The 19,494-nt window shown below is 72.9% G+C and carries 11 protein-coding genes; 7 read left to right on the top strand and 4 right to left on the bottom strand.

Features of this window, described 5'->3' with window-relative positions:
* Positions 1-60: 60 nt before the first annotated feature.
* The gene (locus POL72_RS26840; protein ID WP_272098449.1) at positions 61-4,194 is read right to left on the bottom strand and encodes a TOMM system kinase/cyclase fusion protein; all 4,134 of its coding nucleotides are present in this window, start codon (positions 4,192-4,194) and stop codon (positions 61-63) included.
* A gap of 916 nt (positions 4,195-5,110) precedes the next feature.
* On the opposite strand from POL72_RS26840, the gene POL72_RS26835 reads away from it, so the two are divergent.
* Positions 5,111-6,652: a family 8 glycosyl hydrolase gene (locus POL72_RS26835; protein WP_272098447.1), complete on the top strand. Its 1,542-nt coding sequence runs from the start codon at positions 5,111-5,113 to the stop codon at positions 6,650-6,652.
* Positions 6,653-6,794: 142 nt separating this feature from the next.
* On the opposite strand, the gene POL72_RS26830 is transcribed toward POL72_RS26835, so the two are convergent.
* From POL72_RS26830 to POL72_RS26820, 3 genes are all read right to left on the bottom strand, one after another.
* A complete protein-coding gene (locus tag POL72_RS26830) occupies positions 6,795-7,997 on the bottom strand; it encodes a hypothetical protein (RefSeq protein WP_272098445.1) in 1,203 nt (400 codons plus the stop codon).
* Positions 7,998-8,136: 139 nt separating this feature from the next.
* The gene (locus tag POL72_RS26825; RefSeq protein ID WP_272098443.1) at positions 8,137-12,780 is read right to left on the bottom strand and encodes a sigma 54-interacting transcriptional regulator; all 4,644 of its coding nucleotides are present in this window, start codon (positions 12,778-12,780) and stop codon (positions 8,137-8,139) included.
* Between the two features lie 37 nt (positions 12,781-12,817).
* Positions 12,818-14,269 (bottom strand): hypothetical protein, encoded by a 1,452-nt coding sequence (locus tag POL72_RS26820; RefSeq protein WP_272098442.1) that lies wholly within the window; start codon positions 14,267-14,269, stop codon positions 12,818-12,820.
* A gap of 326 nt (positions 14,270-14,595) precedes the next feature.
* Between POL72_RS26820 and POL72_RS26815 the strand changes: the two genes are divergently transcribed.
* The 6 genes from POL72_RS26815 to POL72_RS26790 all read left to right on the top strand — a co-directional run bounded on the left by POL72_RS26815 (position 14,596) and on the right by POL72_RS26790 (position 19,451).
* Positions 14,596-15,330 carry a type 1 glutamine amidotransferase domain-containing protein gene (locus tag POL72_RS26815; protein WP_272098440.1) on the top strand — a complete coding sequence of 245 codons (735 nt, stop codon included), beginning with the start codon at positions 14,596-14,598 and terminating at the stop codon, positions 15,328-15,330.
* Between the two features lie 225 nt (positions 15,331-15,555).
* Entirely contained in the window at positions 15,556-16,161 is a 606-nt protein-coding gene (locus tag POL72_RS26810) for a hypothetical protein (RefSeq protein WP_272098438.1), read from the top strand.
* 8 nt (positions 16,162-16,169) lie between these two features.
* A complete protein-coding gene (locus POL72_RS26805) occupies positions 16,170-16,625 on the top strand; it encodes a hypothetical protein (RefSeq protein ID WP_272098436.1) in 456 nt (151 codons plus the stop codon).
* Positions 16,626-16,637: 12 nt separating this feature from the next.
* Positions 16,638-17,111, top strand: coding sequence for a ferritin-like domain-containing protein (locus tag POL72_RS26800; RefSeq protein ID WP_272098434.1), 474 nt, complete (start codon positions 16,638-16,640; stop codon positions 17,109-17,111).
* Positions 17,112-17,418: 307 nt separating this feature from the next.
* On the top strand, positions 17,419-18,408 hold the full coding sequence (locus tag POL72_RS26795) for an MbnP family protein (protein WP_272098432.1): 990 nt from the start codon (positions 17,419-17,421) through the stop codon (positions 18,406-18,408).
* Positions 18,405-19,451 carry a cytochrome-c peroxidase gene (locus POL72_RS26790; protein WP_272098430.1) on the top strand — a complete coding sequence of 349 codons (1,047 nt, stop codon included), beginning with the start codon at positions 18,405-18,407 and terminating at the stop codon, positions 19,449-19,451. The genes POL72_RS26795 and POL72_RS26790 overlap by 4 nt, the downstream gene beginning before the upstream one ends.
* Positions 19,452-19,494 lie beyond the last annotated feature (43 nt).

Below are 19,494 nucleotides of genomic sequence, written 5' to 3'. Positions count from 1 at the left end.
ACCCTCGAAGATCATCCGGAAAGAGCGCCATGATGAGCCGCTCCGGACCGCGCAGCGCGCTCAGCGAAGCTCGGCCCCGCCCAGCTCCTCCAGCAGCGCCTTGGCATCCACCAGCGCCGGCGTGTCGAGCCCCTCCTTGAACCACGCGTAGATCGGCGCCAGCGATACGCGCGCCTCCTCGCGCCGCCCGCGGTCCCGGAGGACGCGCGCGAGCGACGTCACCGCCTTGAGCTCCGGCATCTTCACGTCCTGCGCCTGCGCCACGGCGATGGCGTCCCGGAAGCAGCGCTCGGCCGCGTCGAGGGCGCGCGGATCCCGCTTCAGGACGAGCTCTCCTTTGAAGTTGTGGAGCAAGGATACGTAGTAGAGCTCGACGTCGTGCTCGGCCTTCTCGAGGCACTCGTCGATCCGCGCGATCGCCGCGTCGAGGTCGCCGGTCAGCGCCTCGCACTCGGCCACGATCGACGCCCAGTACGGGAAGGCGACGTCGAAGCCCATCGCCCGGAACCCGGAGAGGAGCTGCCGAGGCACCGTCGGATCGCCGTCGATCCAGCCCTGGAACATGGCCGCGAGCCCTCCCCACTGGGGCAGACCGTGCCGCTCTGCGACGGCGGCGAGCGTCGCGGCGACCTCGCGCGCCGGCTCCCGCTCGCCGCGGTAGTGCCAGACGCCGAGCAGGTAGCCGAGCGCCATGCCGAGGCTGTTCGCGTCGTTGAGCTCGCGGGCGAACGCGACCGCCGCCGTGCCGGCCACGAGCGCCCGCTCCGGGTAGCCGAGCAGCCACCACTGCAGCCCCGACAGGGCGAGCGCGTAGACCTTCGAGTCCTGACCGAAGGTGCTGGCATGCGCGCGGTGGACGGCTGGATCGTAGCTCGCGAGCGCGCGGTCGAGGCACGCCCTCGCCTCGGCGTGCTTGCCCGAGAAGAACAGGCACTGCGCGTAGATCGGCAGGACCGCGACCACGTTCCCCACATCGCTGGACCGCTCGGCGAGCCGCAGCGCACGCTCGGCCAGCGACTGCGCCTCCGCCCGGTGCGAGCGGGCGTGGTGGTAGGTGATCAGAGCCCACACGGTCGGTATCGATCGAGGGCTGTCTCCGAGGAGATCGAGCAGCGCCTGGGCGCGATCCAGGGCGCTCTTGAGCTCGTCGTCGCCCCAGCCCCGGCTGGCCATCAGCGCGGGCGTGACGACGCCGTGCAGCTCGAGCTCCGCCTGGATCCGCTCCGACGCCGTCATCGGCTGCCCTTGCAGCTCGGGCGCTGGCGCGGCCGCCGCGGCCGCCCCGGCCTGCTCGTCGTCTTCCTTCGATGACGCGATCCACCCGAGCGCCTGCCGGGCCGCCGCGATCGCCTCCGCGTACGCCGAGCGCTGGAGCGCGGCTACCCCGGCCTTCCTCCCGTACCCGACCGCTTCCCGCCGCTGCTCCGCGGCCGCGTGGTGGTGCGCGAGGAGGTCGGGCCGCTCGCTCGCGATCTCCGGGAACCGCTCCTCGAGCGCCCTCGCGATGCGCAGGTGCACCTCGCGGCACGTGCGCTTGAGCAGCGACTCGTACGCAGCGTCTCGAACCAGCGCGTGCTTGAAGACGTACGCTGGGTTCTTGATCCGCCGCTTGCGGTACACCAGCTCCGAGGCGACGAGCTTGTCGAGATCCTCCTGCACCTCGGCCTCCTCGAGGGGGCTCACGACCCGGAGCAGCTCGAACGTGAACTCCCGCCCGATCGCCGCCGCGACCTGGGCGGTCTCCTTGGCCCGGCCGAGCCGGTCGAGGCGCGCCACCAGCGAATCGCGCAGCGTGGCGGGGATCGAGAGATCCGAGAGCGGCCGCACCAGCGCGTAGCCGCCCTCGCGCTCGGCGAGCGCGCCCGCCTCGATCATCGCCAGGACCAACTCCTCGACGAAGAGCGGGACGCCGTCGGTCCGGCGCGTGATGTGGTCGAGCACCTCCGCCGGCAAGCTCCGGCCGCCCGTGATCTGCGCCGTCATCCGCTCGACCTCCGACCTGCCGAAGCGGCCGAGCTGGATCTGGAGCAACGAGCCGGGCGACCACGGGTGAACGAACTCCTGCCGCGCGGTGAAGATCGCGAGCAGCCGGCTCGATCCGATCTCGCTGACGAGCTGACCGAGCAGCTCCACCGTGCTCGGATCGCCCCAGTGCAGGTCCTCGACCAGGAGCGCGACGGGCTCTTTCTCGGCCATCTCGAAGAGCAGAGAGAGGACCGCGTTGCGCGTCATCTCGCGCTTCCTCTGCGGCGAGACGTCGAGCGGCGTCCACCGCTTCGGCAGCGGGAGCGAGAGGAGGGACGCGAAGAGCGGGACCGCCTCGCGTAGCTCGAAGCCATAGAGCGAGAGCAGGGCCTCGAGCCTGTCCACCTTGCCCTCGGGCTTCGCCTCGCGCCGCGGGTCGAGCATGCGATCGAGCAGCTCGATGATGGGATAGAACGCGCTGTGCACGCTGTCGGGCGTGCAGCGGCACTCGATCCAGGCGTGCGGGCGGGCGCCGATCCGCTCCTCGAGCGCCCGGGCGAGGCGGGATTTGCCGATCCCCGGCTCGCCGCTGATCAGCACGGCCTGCCCGGCGCCATCCGAGGCCCGTGCCCAGCGTTCGAGCAGCGCCTCGATCTCCCGGTCGCGGCCGACGAGCGGCACCTCCCGGAGCGCGGCGGAGGAGGCGCCGTCGCGCAGCGCGAAGGCCGAGACCGGCATCGTGGAGTCGTCCGTGACGCGGATGCCGGTCTCCTCAAGGAGGAGCTGCTTCCGGAGGAGCCGCTCGGTGCCGTTGCTGACGAGAATGCCGCCCGGCTCGGCGAGGAGGCTGAGGCGGGACGCCAGCTTCGGGGTGGTGCCAACGACGTAACCGAGACCGGCGGACGCGGGATCGCGCAGCTCGCGCGCGACCACGAGCCCTGTGTGAATGCCGATCCGGACATCGACGCGCAGCCTGCGGGCCGCCTCGAGCGCGGCGCTGCGACGGGCGACCTCGGATGCGATCGCGAGCGCCGCGCGGGCCGCGCGCCTGGCGTCGTCCTCGCGCGCCTTCGGGTAGCCGAAATAGAAGAGCACGGCGTCGCCGAGCCCGCCGGCGACATGGCCGCCGAAGCGGCGTGCGAGCTCGGCGCACGCCTCCTGCTGGAGGCCGAGGACATGATCGAGCTCCTCCAGGTCGGCGGCCCGTGACCCAACGCCCACGGCGCTGAGGATGCAGCACACCGCGGTGATCTGCCGACGCTCGCCCTGGACGAGCCGCTGGTGGCGCCCGTCGCTCCCCGGCTCGCTCGGGCTCACAGGCGTCTCCGCGTCCTGGGCCGCCCGGCCCAGGCGGCGGTCGCGCGCGTCCGGGCGAAGCCCGGACACGTCGCAGGCCTCGAGCTCGCGGAGGAGCGACGCCGCCGTGACGTCGCGCGCCGCGGGATCCTTGGCGGTCACGCGGCGGAGGATGTCGCCCAGGGGGTGGTCGGCGATCTCCGGCGGGATGGGGATCGGGTCGGCGGAGAGCTGCTTGAAGACGACCTCGGCCACCGTCGCCCCCTCGATCACGCGCTTGCCTGCGAGGCACTCGAGGAAGAGGAGGCCCCAGGCGTAGAAGTCGGAGCGCGGCGTTGTGGGCTGGTTGCGGAGCTGCTCCGGCGCGGCGTACGAGGGCGTGCCCACGGACTCGTCGGTCAGGGTGATCCGGGCCTCGTTCTCGTGGCGGGCCTCGTGGGTGAACCCCCCGATGCCGAAGTCGAGCACGAGCGCGTTCCTCCGGGCTCCGGTGGGCACGATCATGATGTTCGCCGGCTTGAGATCGCGGTGGACCACCCCCTGCGCGTGCGCGCACGCGAGCGCATCGAGGATCTGCATCATGAGGTGCCGGGTCTCGACGGGATCGAGCTGGCCCTCCCTCTCGAGCACCTCGGCGAGGTTGTTCCCGGGGACGAACTCGAAGACCGAGAAGACAACGGAGCCCTCCGCGTGCCCCGAGTCCATGAGCCGGACGATGTTGGGGTGGTGCAGCTGCGCGCAGAGCTGCATCTCGCGGTGGAAGCGGGCGATGCGCTTCTCCTGCGCCTGCGCCGTGCTCTCCTTCGGGAGCCGCAGCACCTTGATCGCCACGTGCTGCCCCGTGGCGAGCTGCCGCGCCTTGAAGACGGTGCCGAAACCGCCCTCGCCCAGCGCGGAGACGAGCTGGTACCGCTCCCCGAAGACCGCGCTCATGGCCACCGTTGAATCGACGTCCACCATGTCGCCCCTCACCCCGGTTTCCGACCTGGTACAGCTTACACCTCTACACCTTTTCCGCGGTGAGCGGGGCAACTTTCCTGGACGCGAGGGCCTCGGCGCGGAGGAGGGTGCGCGGCGGCGGCCCTCGGTCCGCGGCGCATCCGCGACGCCGTCGTCGGCGGCGAGCGCGGGAGCTCGCATTTCCGGTCGGCCGCGACGCGGCCAGTCGCCGCGGACGCGGGCGATGATGTGCGGATAGCCGCCGTCGGCATCCTGGAAGAGGGGGTCGAGGATCCTTTGAGCGCGCGGCGAATCGAGCGCGGTGCTCATGATGGCGTGTCTCCTCCGGGCAGGTCGACGGCGACAGCGCTGCTGCGCGCCCGCGCGTGCGCGCGGTGGTCGCCTCGGCCAGCGCGGTCCTCCGCGAACGCAGCGCGCTCGACGTCGCCGAAGGCGGCCCCTTCGCTGCACGAACAAGGCGCTGGGATCACGCAACTTTTCCAAGAGGACCGGATCGCCGTCGTAACGGTGTCTTCTCACCCTCGGGCAGGCCCGGCAGTTGGGGCTTGACGCCTCCGGGCGGTTGGATTTCCTTCTCCCCGAGCAGCATCATCTGGATCGCGGCGTTCCGCGTCGTTCAAGGTCGGGTCGTCAGCCCGGACAAGATGGCTGATCGACCCACGAGCACGTCAGTCTTGCACGAATCAAGAACACCACGGTTCAGGTCCCCCTCACGATCCGCAGCACCCGGCCGGCGTATCCGATCTCTCCGAAGTTGATCGAGGTGGGCGCCTCGGCGCATCACCCCTGCTTGCGAGCATGAACCACGTGGGCATCGCCAGCGATGTCCACGCCGAGCGCGTTCTCACAGGATGCGAGCTCGAACACGAGGACAGCGATGAACTTGCGAATGCTAACGTCTCCCGTCGCATCGGTATGGTTTGCGGTCACGGTGATCGCCTGCGCGCCCAGCAACCAGGGCACCCAGGTCGGCTCGCCCGGTCCGGCGAGCTCCGCGACTCCGGCCGACAGCGCCGCTCCGGCCACCACCGCGAGCCCGAACGGCACGGCCCAGGCGCCCGCCCCGGCGGAGCCTGCGCCCCTCGGTCCGCCGCTCAAGCCCGCTGCCAAGGGAGCGTTCGCGACGGGTGAGTATCGCAACCTGTTCGCCGAGCTCGGACACAAGCCCGCCGAGATCGACGCCAAGATCGCGAAGGCCTACGAGCAGCTGTTCCACGGCGACCCCAAGGAGCAGGCCGTCCTGTTCCCGGCCGGGAAGAACGCGAACGGCCCCAAGGCGTACATCATGGACATCGGCAACAACGATGTTCGCTCCGAGGGGATGTCGTACGGCATGATGATCGCCGTGCAGGTCGATCGCAAAGACGACTTCGACGCCCTGTGGAACTGGGCCAAGTCCCACATGTACCATGCGGATCCGAAGCACCCCGGCTTCGGTTACTTCTCGTGGCAGATGCACCCGGACGGCACGGCCATGGATGAGAATCCCGCGCCGGACGCGGAGGAGTATTTCGCCACCGCGCTGCTGTTCGCGTCGAACCGCTGGGGGAACGGCAAGGGGATCTACGACTACAAGAAGGAAGCCTTCGCCATCCTCGACGCGATGAAGAACCGGAAGCCGATCACCGGGCCGGTCAACAAGGACAAGCGCAAGACGACGCTGCACTCGCTCTTCAACACAGAGCACAAGATGGTGCGGTTCACGCCCGACGCGGACAACTTCGCGAAGAACGGCGATCACACCGACCCGTCGTATCACCTGCCGGCGTTCTACGATCTCTGGGCGGCCTGGGGCCCCGAGGCGGATCGCGCGTTCTGGGCCGAGGCGGCCAAGGCGAGCCGCGATTACTTCGTCAAGACGACCCACCCGAAGACCGGGCTCGCTCCCGATTATGCCAACTTCGACGGCACCCCCAAGGGCGCCTCGTGGGACGCGGGGACCGCCAACTTCCGTCAGGACGCGTTCCGCACCGCGATCAACTGGTCGGTGGACGCGGCGTGGTGGGCGAAGGATCCACGGCAGACCGAGCTGAGCGATCGCCTCCTCGCGTTCTTCGAGGCGCAGGGCCCCAAGTACAAGGGCAACTTCACCCTCGAGGGCAAGCCCACCGTCGACTACGACTCGCTCGGGCTCGTGTCGGCGAACGCCGTCGCGGCGCTGGCGGCTACCCATCCGCGGGCCTGGCGCTTCGTCGAAGAGCTGTATCAGCGCGAGGCGCCCACCGGCAAGTGGCGGTACTACGACGGCATGCTGTACACGATGTCGCTGCTGCACCTGAGCGGCAAATTCCGCATCATCACGCCGCAGGAGCATGCCGCGGCGCCGGCTGCCGGGAAGGCGCCGGCTGCCGGGAAGGCGCCGGCCGCGGCGCCGGCTGCGCCTGCGAAGGCGCCGGCCGCGGCGCCGGCTGCCGCTGCTGCGAAGAAGTAGCTCGGCGGGCGTGGGGCGCTCGGATCACTCCGGTGATCGCGGGCGCCCCACGCCGACTCCCCTCGCGAGGCCTGTCCCGCCGGGAGGTAGCGTTCCCGGACCTACACCGCGTCGCCGCGAGGCTGTCCTGCGCCCCCCTGGATCACCGAGCGACGCCGCGGAGCTCCAGCTCGCCTCCCGGCGAGCGCGCCGCGAGCACCGTGATCGTCGCAGAGGCCGACGGCCCGAACAGCTCGAACGCCGAGAGCCCGGGGACCTCGACCGCGGGCGCCGAGAGATCGGCCGGCCTCCGCCGCAAGGACGCATTGCCGTCCGCAGGCCGCTCCACCCACTCGATGAGCTCGCCGCGGACCTCGGGGAGCACGTACGGCCGGCCCGACTGCTCGATGCTCGCGGCCAAGGCGTCGCCGTCCGCAGGAGCGGTGATGTCCCCGATCCGCAGATCGAACTGCTCGAACTTGGGCTCCGGATGAAACGGCGCCCATTCGAGATAAGCCACCCCCCTCTCTCCAGCGCCGAGCATCGGGAAGGACTGTTTGCCTTCCCGGGAGCGCCGGGTGGCGCGCCTCGTGCGCCGGTCATAGACCACGATGTCCGCGAGATCGCGCGCGTCCTCGTCGAAGCGGCCGTCGGGATCCTCGGAGAAATCAGCGAAGGCGACGTGCGTCGCCGAGATGTCCGGGAAGCGCTGCTGGCCCGGGCCGGACGCGATCTGGACCGCCTCCTCCTCGCCGATCTCGTACAGGAAGACGTCCGTGTCGCCGCTCTCGTCCGCGGTCAGCCAGCCTGTCAGCACCACGGCGTCTCCCTCCACGCGCGGCTCGCCCGCGTGATCGAACGGGCCGCGGATCGTCTGCGTCTGGCCACCCCGGCGCACGCGCACCACGCGTGTTCCGCTGTCCGTCGCCTCCCAGACCACGACGTCGCCGGCGAGCGCAGGCCGGCGGGGCGTCTCGGCGGCCGGCGCGAGGAGGAGCTCTTCGCCCGTACCGAGATCACGCAGCCTCAGAGCGCCGCTCGCGTCGCCGGCCTCGCGCGGCGCGACGTAGGCCAGCCAGCAGCCGTCGATCGCGTAGGGGGGAGCTCCGGGCGCCTGCGGGGCGCCTGTGTCGACGTCCGAGGCGAAGACGGCGACGCCGTCGGCCGCGGAGGCATCGCATGCAGCGGGCGGGGGCGGCTCGGTGGGGGCGCCACCTCCGCCGTCCGGCGGGTGCGCCGGCGATCCGTCGACGGCCGCAGGCGAGCAGCCCGCGACGAGCAACGCGAGGGCGAACCGCCCGCTCCACCCACGGCGAGGGCTCGGTCCTCGAGGGTGGCAGGGGCGCGGGAGGATCGGAAAGACCATTTGTCCTGCCGCGCGGCCTCGCTGGTGCTCTTCCTCGAGCCTCGATGTGTTCAGTGCTCCGGAACCGCTGCCCTTCATAAAGAGTCCTCCGATACTGCGTTTGCCTGCCTCTTCGTCAGCAGCGCCTTCACGAGGGGGTTCACCCCGCCTTCCCCTGCGATCCGGAGGGGGCGCGCATGCCGAGGCGCGCCATGCGCTTCTTCAGACCGTGGCGCGTGATGCCGAGGCGCTCGGCCGCGCGGCTGATGTTCCCGCCGGTCTCCGCGAGCGCGCGGCGGATCGGCTCGCGCTCGTCGTCCTCGGCCAGCGCGTGGCGCGCCTCGCCCGCGGGGCGCTCCGCGGCCGGCGGCGGAGCGGGACTGGCCGGCGGTCGCGCCTCGCCCGCGGGGCGCTCCGCGGCGGCGGGCGTCCGGCGCGCGCTCGCTCGCAGCGCGCTCGCCCGCACCCCCCGCGGGAGGTGCTCGAGGTCGACGCGGCGCACGCCCAGCGCGGCCAGGCGCTGGACCAGGTGCGCGAGCTCCCGCACGTTGCCGGGCCACGCGTAGGCGTCGAGCGCCGCGAGCGCTCGCGGCGCGATCTCGATGGGGGCGCCCATCCGATCCAGGTACCCGGCGAGCAGCAGCGGCACGTCGCCCTCCCGATCGCGGAGCGGCGGCACGTGGATCTCGATCGCGTTCACCCGGAAGAGCAGGTCCTGCCGGAACGCCCGCTCGGCGACCGCCTGCGCGAGATCCCGGTTCGTGGCCGCGACGATCCGCGCGTCGAACGGCCGCTCGTCGTCGCTGCCCACCGGGCGATAGCGCCGTGACTCCAGCGCCCGCAGCAGCACCGCCTGGCGCGGGAGCGGCAGCTCCCCCAGCTCGTCGAGGAAGAGCGTGCCGCCCTCGGCCCGGGCGAGCAGGCCGGGGCGCGCGCGCTCGGCCCCCGTGAACGAGGCCCGCGCGTGGCCGAAGAGCTCCGCCTCGAAGAGCGTGTCGGGCACCGCGCCGCAGTTGACGGCGACGCGCTCGCGCGAACGGCGCGGGCCGAGATCGTGGAGCGCGCGGGCGAAGAGCTCCTTACCCGTGCCGGTCTCGCCTATCAGGAGCACGGGCAGATCGCTGTCGATCGCCGCGTCGAGGCGCGCGAGCGCCCGGCGCAGCGCGGGGCTCTGGCCCAGGATGCCGGGGAAGCTCCTCCGCAGCGGGGCCGCGGGCACGACCGTGGTGTCGGCGTGCCGGAGATCGGGCGCGGGCTCCGCGAGCGAGGCGAGGCAGGCAGGCGCCGGGCCTTCGCGGCGCGGCTCCTCCGGCGCTCCGGGGCGGGCGAAGAGCCGCAGGAAGAGCCCCGCGAGCGACGCCCAGCGAGCGGCCTGCGCCTCCGTGACGGCATCGAAGCACGCCGGGCGGAACCGGTGCTCGACCACGAGGAGCGCGCGCAGAGGCCCGGGGAGCGCCGGACCCGGCGAGACCGCGCTCGCCGCCAGGGCGCGCGCGCCCATCGAGGCGTGGTCTGCGCCGCCGCGCACCACGAGCCGCGAGCCGCGGCCGCCCGGCGTCTCCACGTCGCGCTGGTAGTGGACGGGCGCGGCCTGGCTCAGCGCGAGCCGGGCCAGGTCGGGCGCGATGCGCCGCGCCGCCTCGGCGATCTCCAGCCCGTCGAGATCGGCGCCCCAGGCCGCGACCACCCGCCCCTGCTCGTCGACCACGGCGAGCAGCGCGCGCTCGGCCCCCGACTGCTGCACGAGGGCGCGGGCGAGCCCGATCGCTGCCTCCGCGGCGCCGTCCGCCGTCCCCCTCGCGCCGTCGCCCGCGGCCGCCACCGATGCGAGCCACGCCCAGAGCGCTTCATCCTCCCCGCTCGCCGCCGCTGTCATGCCTCGGCCAGCATACGCGCTGCCCGCCGCCGGTGCGCCCGGCCGCGCCGAGCGGAGCACGTCGAGCGCCTGCGCCTCCACCTCCGCGAGCATCGCCGCGCGCGCCCGCCGCGCGGCCCGGATCGCCCCCCGCGCCGCCCGCCGTGGCTCCGCTGGCAGCTTCGTGAGGTACACCTGCGCCTCCGCCACCTGGGCCCGCGCGTCCACGAGCGGATCGTTCGCTCGCACGCCCGGATCCAGCGCCGCGAGCGCCGCGAGCGCCCTCGGGCCGTCGCCGTCGAGCAACGCCACGTTCGCCCGCGCGATCACCAGATCGGCCTGGATCGCCGCAGGGAGCGACGCCGCGAGCGCCCACGCCTCCTCGATGCAGCGCTCCGCCGCGCGCGCGTCGCCGCGGCGCACCTCGATGTCCGCGCGCGCCGACAGGCACCAGCCGCGCCCCGCCACCTGACCCAGCGACCGCGCGAGCCGCATCGCCTCGTCGAGCGCGCGGAAGGCGTCCTCGTAGCGCGACGCCTTCCCGAGGGCGATCCCCAGGTTCATCAGGCACGAGCGCATGCCGGCTCGATCCCCGAGGCTCCGCTTCACCGCGAGCGACGCCTCGAACGTCCGCACCGCGTCGTCCACCTGGCCGCGGTAGAGCGCCACGATGCCCGCGTTGTGGTGGAGCCGCGCCACCTCTTCCACGTCGTCCACGCGCTCGCCTTCGACGTCGTCCACGCGCTCGCCCGCCGAGGGCAGCTTCGCCTGCGCCCCCGCGAGCCACGCCTCCGCCTCGCCCCAGTCGGCGCGCATCAGCGCCACGAGCCCCAGCGTCGACAGCGCGAACGCCTCGGCCGCCCCGCCGCCGAGCCTCCGCGCCGCCGCGAGCGCCGCGAGCGCCTGCTCCTTCGCCGCCGTCGCGTCTCCATCACGCGCGCGCCTCTCCGCGCGCCGCCGCAGCGCGAGCACGAGCACCCGCTCGTCCCCCTGCGCCGCCTCGTCGAGCCACGCGACGACCTGCGGGTGCGCCGCGCCCACGCCCGCGTCGCGCGTCAGCCGCTCGAGCCTGCACAGGAGCGCCGGGGTCCTCCGGTCCGCGTCCTCGCCGAGCGCGAGCAGCGCGTCGATCTCCTCCGACCGCAGCCCGGCCTCGCGCGCTCGCGCCGCGGCCCGCTCGTGGAGCTGCGCGCGGCGGGCGCTCGTGCACGGCGCCGCCGCCGCCGAGAGGAGCGCCGACGCAGCCGCGCCGGGGTCCGCGAGCAGCGCCGCGGCGACCTCCTCGGCGATCTCCGGCGTGGCGAGCGCCGCCGCTAGGTCCCTCGCCAGGGCGGGAGCCGACAGCGTGGTGAGCGCGCCGGCCGCCGCCTCCCGCCTCGCGATGAGCGCGCCCGCCAGCAGCTCGCCGAGGGCTCGCTCGCCGGAGGCGCGCTGCTGCCCGCCGCCCCGCGCGTCCGCCCGCCCGCCGGGCCCGAACCCGAGAGAGCAGCGCGCCTCGGGCAGCGCGCCGCCCGCGATCGCGATCGCGGCGAGCGTCGCGCAGGCATCGGCCGACAGCCCGCGCACCCGCTCGAGCGCCGTGTCCTTCGTGAGCGGCACGCGGCCGAGCGACGCGAAGAGCCACCCCGGGTTCTTCCCCGACGCCACGGCGGCCTCTCGCACGCTCGCCTCGTCGTCCACGCCGAGCGCGCGGCACAGCGCGCCGAAGCTCGCGTCGCTGAGCGGCCCGAGCGCCACGCAAGCCGCGCCCTCGGGCGCGCTCCGGGCCGTCGCGATCACCTCGATCGCCGCGCCGCCGGGCGCCGCCGGCCGGCACCGGTACGCGTCGAGCGCGGCGCGGAGCTCGGCCGGGGCCTGATCCAGGTCGTCCAGCAAGAGCAGGAGCGGAGGCCCGTCGCGGGGCGGCGTCACGAACGGCGGCGCCTGCTCGGCGCCCCGGAAGAACGCGATGAGCCGCAGCAGGAGCGGGTCGGCCTCGCGCGGGAACGCCACGTAGCGGGCGCTCCGCCCGGCGAGCAGCGCCCGCGTCACGAGTTCGCGGCCGAGGTGGCTCTTGCCGGCGCCGCTCGGCCCCGTGACATAACGCACGTGCCCCGACGGTGACGGCGCCTGCTGCAGCGCCTCGAGCTCGCGCTCCCGCCCGATGGGCGCGGGCGGCGCCCCGACGGCGATGCCCGCCTCCGCGGCCGCGACGCCGAGCTGCCGGAGCACCTCGCGGGCCTCGGGGGGGCGGTCTCGCGGGTGCAGCGCGAGCAGCGCCTCGATCACCTCGGCCACGCTCGGCTGGACCCACGGTGCGGCGTCGCGCAGCGGGCGCCGCGCGCGAAAGGGCCCGGGCGGGCGGCCCGCGGCCGAGCACCACGCGAGCGCCCCCAGGCTGTAGAGGTCGGACGCGGGCGAGGGCGCGCCCCCGGCGAGCAGCTCGGGCGCGGCGAACGCCGAGGTGAACGCGACGGCGCCGCCCGGCGCGCGCGCCCTCGAGACCGCCGCCCCGAGGTCGAGGAGCACGGCCTCGGCGCCGCCCCCGCCGAGGGGCCGCATCCGGACGTGCGCCGGCTTGAGATCGCTGTGCACGAACCCCGCGTCGTGCAGGGCGGCGAGCGTCCTCGCGACGCCGGCGAGCACGCCCGCGAGCCGCGCCGGGCGTTCGGCGGCCGGGCCCTCCTGCACCCACGCCGCGGCGTCGTCGCCGGCGACGTACTCCTCGACGAGGAAGGGCGCTCCCGTCCGCTCGTCCCGCCCGAGATCGTGCGCCCGCACCACGCCGGAGATGCGCAGGCGCGCGAGCAGCGCGAACTCGCCGAGCAGGGTGTCCTCGCGGAAGGCGCCCTGACGGAACACCTTCGCGACGAGCTCGCGCCCCCGCGCCTCGCGGTCGATCACGCGCCCCACGACGCCCTGCGCCCCCTGCCCGAGGATCTCGCCCGGCTCGTACCGAGGATGGGCCATGAAGGGCTCGCGCCGCGGGGCGTGCATGGCCGAGAGGTTACTCGCGCGCGGCGCTCGCCGTCGCTCCCGCCGCGATGCGGGCGAGCAAGGGCTGGCCGTACGCGGGCTCGCCGAGGATCGTGAGCGCGCGGCGGAGACGCGGCTCGGCGAAGCGCCCGAGATCGTCGAAGTGGCGCTCGGCGTCGCCGGCGAGGGACGGATCTGCGAGCCGCCGCGCCGCGCCGACGTCCGCTGCCTCGAGCTCGGGCGAGAGCACCTCGACGCGGAGCATCATGACGCGCACGACATCGGCAGGCGTGGGAATGATGGCGATCGGGATCGAGGCGTCGGTCCACGCCTCCGGAGCGAGGTAGAGCACACGGACGCCGGGCGTCCGGAACCACTGGCGCTTCCAGGTGTTCACCATGGCGACGGCCTCGTCGTGGTACAGGCCGGTCGCGTCGAGGGTGTCGATCATGCTCGCGCCGAGCGACTCGACGAACTCGTCGAGCGGCGGCGCTCCGTCGAGCGAGGGGGCGCGCTCGACGAGCGTGCCGCCCGTGGCGATACCCTGGGGGTGCGCGACGAACGCCCCCGTCGAGGCGCCGACGTTGAGGACGAAGACGGCGCCGATCGCCTCGTCGAGGGTATTCTCGGCGGAGATCGCCCCGCCGGTGCCGGCCGTCACGCGGACGGGCAGGTCGAAGTTGCCGAGCCCTCGATAGAACAGGAAGCGCTCGTGCTGGGGCGCCTCCATCGCGCCGGGCACGCCTGCGATGCGGAGCGGGTTGGCGCCGACCTGGCGCGCGTGCGCCCACGTGAACCGATCGAGCGGCGCCTCGGGCAGGGGGATATCGCTGTCGCGCCCGAGGACCTCGATGTTGCTCCACTGGAGGAACCCGCGCGCGTTCGGGCCGTACATCTCTGAGCACATCGGCGAGCCAAAGGGGAAGTCGGGGTCGAACGCCGGGTCCGCGTACGTCGTCACGCCAGCAACGCTGCCGGGCGCGATGATGGGCGGGTAGAACTCGCGGACGGCGGGGTACCACTGCGTGAAGATCCCTTTGGGGAACCCTATCTCGACATGCGCGTCGAGCGGCTCCTCGGAGTAGAAGTAAGTGACCGGCGTCTCCATCTTCACGTTGACGCTCGTCGACATCGAGCCTTCGAGCGTGCCGGCTTCGAGCCGGTCATAGACGAAGGCGGGGAGGTCCTCCTCTTCGTGATGCAGCCCCGGTTGAAGCGAGCCGTCGGAGCCGACGACCACGGTGTCGGTGCCCCATTCGTGGACGATGAAGCCCTTGCCGGGGTACGCGAGATCCGGCGCCGGAGGCACGGCGGGCGCGGCCTGCTGGCCGGGAGAGGCGCCCTCGTGAGGCGCTGGACCGGCAGGATCGGCCGGCGCGTCGCCGGTCGAGCTGCCGCCGTCGGACGTTCCGGCGCACGCGGCGAGCAGGGTGGCGAGGAGAATGGGAAGCGTGAGGCGGTGGGATGTCGGTTCGGTTACCATGGTAAGGTCTCCTGCCAACCCCTGAAGCAGCTCTCGGGCCACAAGCCCAAACCATTGAATTTCAACGGATTTATCGCATTGCAACGGGGCGGTTACCAGAGGACGTGGTAACCGGAACGGCGGGGTGACCAGGAGCTGGTAACCGCTCGGCGTGCGCCTCCAGCTCCTCCGTTCGAAGGCCGTGGGCGTCGACCGGCACATGAACGACGTCGGCCGACCCTGAGCCGTTCTCTCGGATGCTCCTGGACTTGGTCGCCGGCACGCCATCGAGAGCATAGACCTTGCAATGAGCCCGAGATGCGCGCTCGCGCGTCACGAGGTCGAAGATGCTGTTTCGGAAAAGGTTGAAGGGGTTGCACGTCGCGGTGCTCGCGACCGATGGATTCGAGCAGGTCGAGCTGACGATCCCGACGAAGGCGCTCCGCGCCGAGGGGGCCCACGTCGAGGTGCTCTCGCTCCGACGCGGGAACATCCGCGGCCTGAACCTGTACTGGCCCGGCCGTACGGTGCGCGTCGATCGGACGGTGGAGCAAGCGGCTCCGGCCGACTACGACGCCCTGCTCTTGCCGGGCGGCTTCATCAACCCCGACCTCCTCCGGCAGAGCCGAGCGGCGCGGGAGTTCGTCAGGGCCATCGACGAGGCGGGGAAGCCGATCGCCACGCTCTGCCACGGCCCGTGGATGCTCGCGTCGGCGGGGCGCCTGAACGGCCGGCAGCTCACGTCATGGCCTGGCATTCGGGACGATCTCGTGCATGCCGGCGCCGTCTGGCGCGACGAGGCCGTCGTGCGCGACGGGAACTGGGTTTCGAGCCGCGGTCCGCACGATCTGGCCGCCTTCACGCGCGCGATGATCGAGCTCTTCGCGGAGCGCGATTCGGCAGCGCCGAAGGGAGCGGCGTCACACGCGATCTCGGCCCCGCAGCAAAGCGCGCCTCCCCCGTGGGCCGTGGCCGGGATGGTGGCCCTGTCGAGGGCCTACACAGCGCGCCGGCTCCTCGGGGCGGCGGCGGTGCTCGGCGCCGGGATCCTCGCGCTCCGGCGGCTCGCCAGGCAGGCGTGACGACCCCGCGCCATGGCACCTCGGCGCCTGCTTCCGGGCGCCCGCTGCCATCCGCGGTACGTGGGGCATTTTCCGACGTTGAATCAGGACGGCGTGAGCCTCCCTCGACGCGGGTTCGACCCAAACGTTCGGCGCGGATGTGGAGCGTCGAGCCCACGCGCCTCGATGCCGAGCGGGCCCCGGCGGCATGGGCGGTGGCTTCGCGAACGGAGGATGGAGGACATCATGGTGCAAAAGAAGGTCTTCGGATTGATGGCCGGCGTCGCGCTCGCGGCCCTCGGGTCGGGCGTCGCGTTCGCGCAGGACAGCGGCCAGCCGGGAGGGACCGGCTCGGGCCGGGGACAGGGCTCTTCCTCCGGCTCCGGCACGAGGCAGGGCGGCGCCGGTCCGAGCCAGAGTCCCGCCGGCGGGACGTCCGGAATGAGGCAGGGCGGCGCCGGTCCGAGCCAGAGTCCCGCCGGCGGGGCGGGCAGCTCCGGCGGCCAGGGCTCTTCCTCCGGTACGAGGCAGGGCGGCGCCGGTCCGAGCCAGGGTCCCGCCGGCGGGACGGGCAGCTCCGGCGGCCAGGGCGCCAGGTCGGGGGCGTCGCAAGGCCAGAACATGTGCGAGTGCGCGTGCAGCACGCCGGGCGCGAAGCCCCGCGGCTCGTCCGGTTCGGGCAGCGGTAGCCCGGGCGGTGGAAGCCGCTCCGGCACGCCTGGCGGCGGCAGCAGCTCCGGCGCGCCCGGTGGTGGCAGCGGCTCTGGCTCGCCCGGCGGCTCCGGCACGCCCGGCGGTGGCAGCGGCTCCGGCACGCATGGCGGCTCCGGCACGCCCGGCGGCGATCGCTGACAGCGGCGATGGTGAACACGAAACGTGATCGGGAACAGGCGATCTTCCTCGCCGGAGCGCAGGGTCTCTTCTACGCGCTCGCCGGGATCTGGCCGCTCGTCAACCTACGTACGTTCGAGGCGGTCACTGGCCCGAAGAGCGACCGTTGGCTGGTGAAGACGACAGGTCTGTTGATCGCGGTCATCGGCACGACGCTCGTGATCTCCGCGCGGAGAGGCCGCATCCCGCCCGAGGTCGCCCTGCTCGGCGGAGGGGCCGCGGCGGGGCTCGGGACGAGCGCTCTCGTGTACGCGCTTCGCGGCCGCATCTCCAAGATCTACCTCGTGGATGCGGCTATCGAGCTCGGCCTCGCGACGGCCTGGATCGGGCTCCGGAGCCGTGCCGTCCGCGCCGAGCGGCAGAGCGACGGAGCGCCGGCCCCGCCACAGGGTTGCGGGAGCAATGCCGGACACCAGATCTCATGAACGGAGGCGGAGATGAACCAGGACACGATGACGATGATCCTCAATGTGATCGAGCTCGACCTCGCCGCGGCTGAGGGGTACCGGATATCGGCCGACGCCTGCGTCGGCGGCGATCTCAAGAAGCAGCTCGTTGCCTTCGGGGCCGATCACGAGCGCCACGTCGCGGAGCTCTCCGACTGGGTGCGCGCGCAGGGCGGCGAGCCCGCCACGGAGCTCGGCGACGTCGGGAAGATCATCGTGGGCTACACGAAGCTGTCGAGCCAGGAGGACCGCACCGCCGTGCTGGCGATGCGCGGGAACGAGGAGCTGACCAACGGCACGTACGCCTCCGCGCTCCGCGGCGAAGCGCCCGACGATCTGAAGCCCATTCTGGAGCGCGGGTTCGAGGACGAGCGGCGCCACATCGCGTGGATCCGCGAGGTGATCAGCTCTCGGGGATGGGACCAGGAGCCGGCCGAGCTGCGCGAGGTGTCCAAGGCGGCTTGAGCCGCGCCGGATCACGGTCGCACTTTGCCGGCGGCCCGCTCGAGAACGAACGCCTCTGTCGGAGCGCCGGAGGGCGCCAGCGCGGTGATGGGGACGCCGCGTGGCTGCCCATTGCCCTGCGTGTCACCGCCCGCCGTCATGCGGCAGAGCGCCCTTCTTCGCCCGCGCACCGCCCTGGCACAATGGTGCTGGCCGGCCCGGCGGCGTATAGCCGCTCGCACCACCCATCCGCGTCTCGCCCAGCAAGATCCCGGCGATGCGTCATCTGTTCCCGTGTGGTGCGTCATCGCGTACAATCGATCCCACGATGAAATCTCCTGGCTTGTTCCGGTTGTTCGGATTGCTATTGGGCGCCGCAGCCGCTTGCGGCGGGGGCTCGAATCAGCCAATCGAGTCCGGGACCGGCGGTGCGGGCGGCAGCGAGCCCGATGGGTCCGGTGGAGCGAGCAGCGCGGGTGGCGCGGACGCCCAACCGGGCGCCGGCGGCGCCGGTGGCGCGGGCGGCCAGGCCGAGGCCACCTGGCCGACCGGTTGCGCAGAGCAGCCGGCGTCCATCCGGACCGAGGGCACACTCGTCGAGCTCGCGTTCGAGCTCGTCCTCGGCGGTGAGCCGTTCCTGTTCGGCGAGCCGAACGTCGCGCCGGACGGCAGCACGGTCACGCCGCTCAACGTTCGCTTCTACGTCTCGCACGCGGCGCTGATCGGGGCGGACGGCGACCTCGTGCCCGTCGATATCGTCGGCCCGGACGGCGCCCCCACCCCTTACGGGGTCCACTTCTACAACGCCGAGGACCCGGGCTCGGCCGCGCTCCGGCTGCGCGCTCCGGCTGGCAGCTACGAAGGCGTCAGCTTCATCTGGGGCTTGCACCAGGCCTGCAACAGCTCCCGGCCCGAAACGAGCGTCGCGCCTCTGGCGGAAGCCTCCCAGATGACGTGGCCGCACACCGGCCACCTCTTCCTGCGCTACGAGGGCAACGTGGCTCCGCCGGACGAGGGGGATCCCGTCGATCCCGAGGGAGAGACGGCCACGGTTCCGCCGGCGGTCCACATGGGAGGCAACCTGGTCGAGGATCTCGCGCCCAGGGTCGAGGTACGAGGCGCGCTGTCCGTGCCCGCGAGCGGCTCGACGGGCAAGGTCGTCCGGATCGTCATGGACGAGGTCTTCGCGGGCGCCACGGCGGACGTCGACATGACCGGGTTCGTCCCGCCGCCCGGGCCCGTGGGAGACGAGCTCCTCGCGGGTGAGCGCCTGCGGCGCGGCCTCCCCGATCGGACGGTGTTCACCTTCGGTCCGTGACGCCGAGCTCCAACTTTGGCGGGGCCATCGGCCTGGCGGCGCTGCTCCTCGCGGGCGGATGCGGCGACGACGGGCCGGCGGCCCCTGGACCTTTGCCGCCGCTCGTCACGGACGCCATCCCCGCCGGCTTTCCCGCGCGCACCGCGGCGGCCAGAGCGCCGGCCGAAAACGCGCTCACCGAGGCGAGGGCCCAGCTCGGCAAGAGGCTCTTCTTCGACAAGCGCCTCTCTCGCACCGGCGAGATCGCGTGCGCGAGCTGCCACCGACAGGAGTACGCCTTCGCCGATCCGGTCCCCGTCTCCCAGGGGGTCGACGGCCGCCTGGGACAGCGGAACGCGCCCGCGCTGGTGAACCTCGCCTGGGGCGAGAGCTTCTTCTGGGATGGCCGCGCGGCCACCCTGGAAGAGCAGACCGGGAAGCCCATCGAGAACCCCGACGAGATGGATCTACCGCTCGCCGAGGCCGTCGCTCGTGTCGCCGGCGATGACGTCTATGTGAAGGCGTTCATGGATGCCTATGGCGTGCCTCCCGGCGAGGAGTCCTTGCGCAAGGCCCTCGCCAGCTTCGTCCGTTCGATCGTCAGCGCCGACAGCGCTTACGACCGCCACCGGCGCGGGGACGACACGAGCTTCGGAGACGCCGAGCGCCGCGGCGAGGCGCTGTTCCTGACCGAGCGGGCTGGCTGCTTCCATTGCCACCCGTCCGGAATGCTCACCAACGAAGGCTTCTTCAACAACGGCACTTACCTCGAGGGCGGCGACGTCGGGCGGCAGAGGATCACCGGACGCACGGGAGACCTTGGCAAATTCAAGGTGCCCGGTCTGCGGAACATCGCGGCGAGCGCCCCCTATATGCACGACGGATCGCTGGCGACGCTGGAGGAGGTGGTCGACCATTACGATCGCGGCGGGCTGGGCCATTTCTCGACGGATCCGCAGATCGACGAGCTGCGGCTCTCTCCGGACGAGAAGGCCGATCTGGTGGCGTTCCTGCGGTCGCTGACCGATACTGCCTTCCTCGACGATCCGCGGTACCGCCCCTGAGCGGCAAGCCCAGGATCTGCGTGGACCGCCATGATCACGCAGC

The sequence above is a fragment of the Sorangium aterium genome (genome assembly GCF_028368935.1).
GTDB lineage: Bacteria > Myxococcota_A > Polyangia > Polyangiales > Polyangiaceae > Sorangium > Sorangium atrum.
This window is presented reverse-complemented; position numbering and strand designations above follow the sequence as displayed.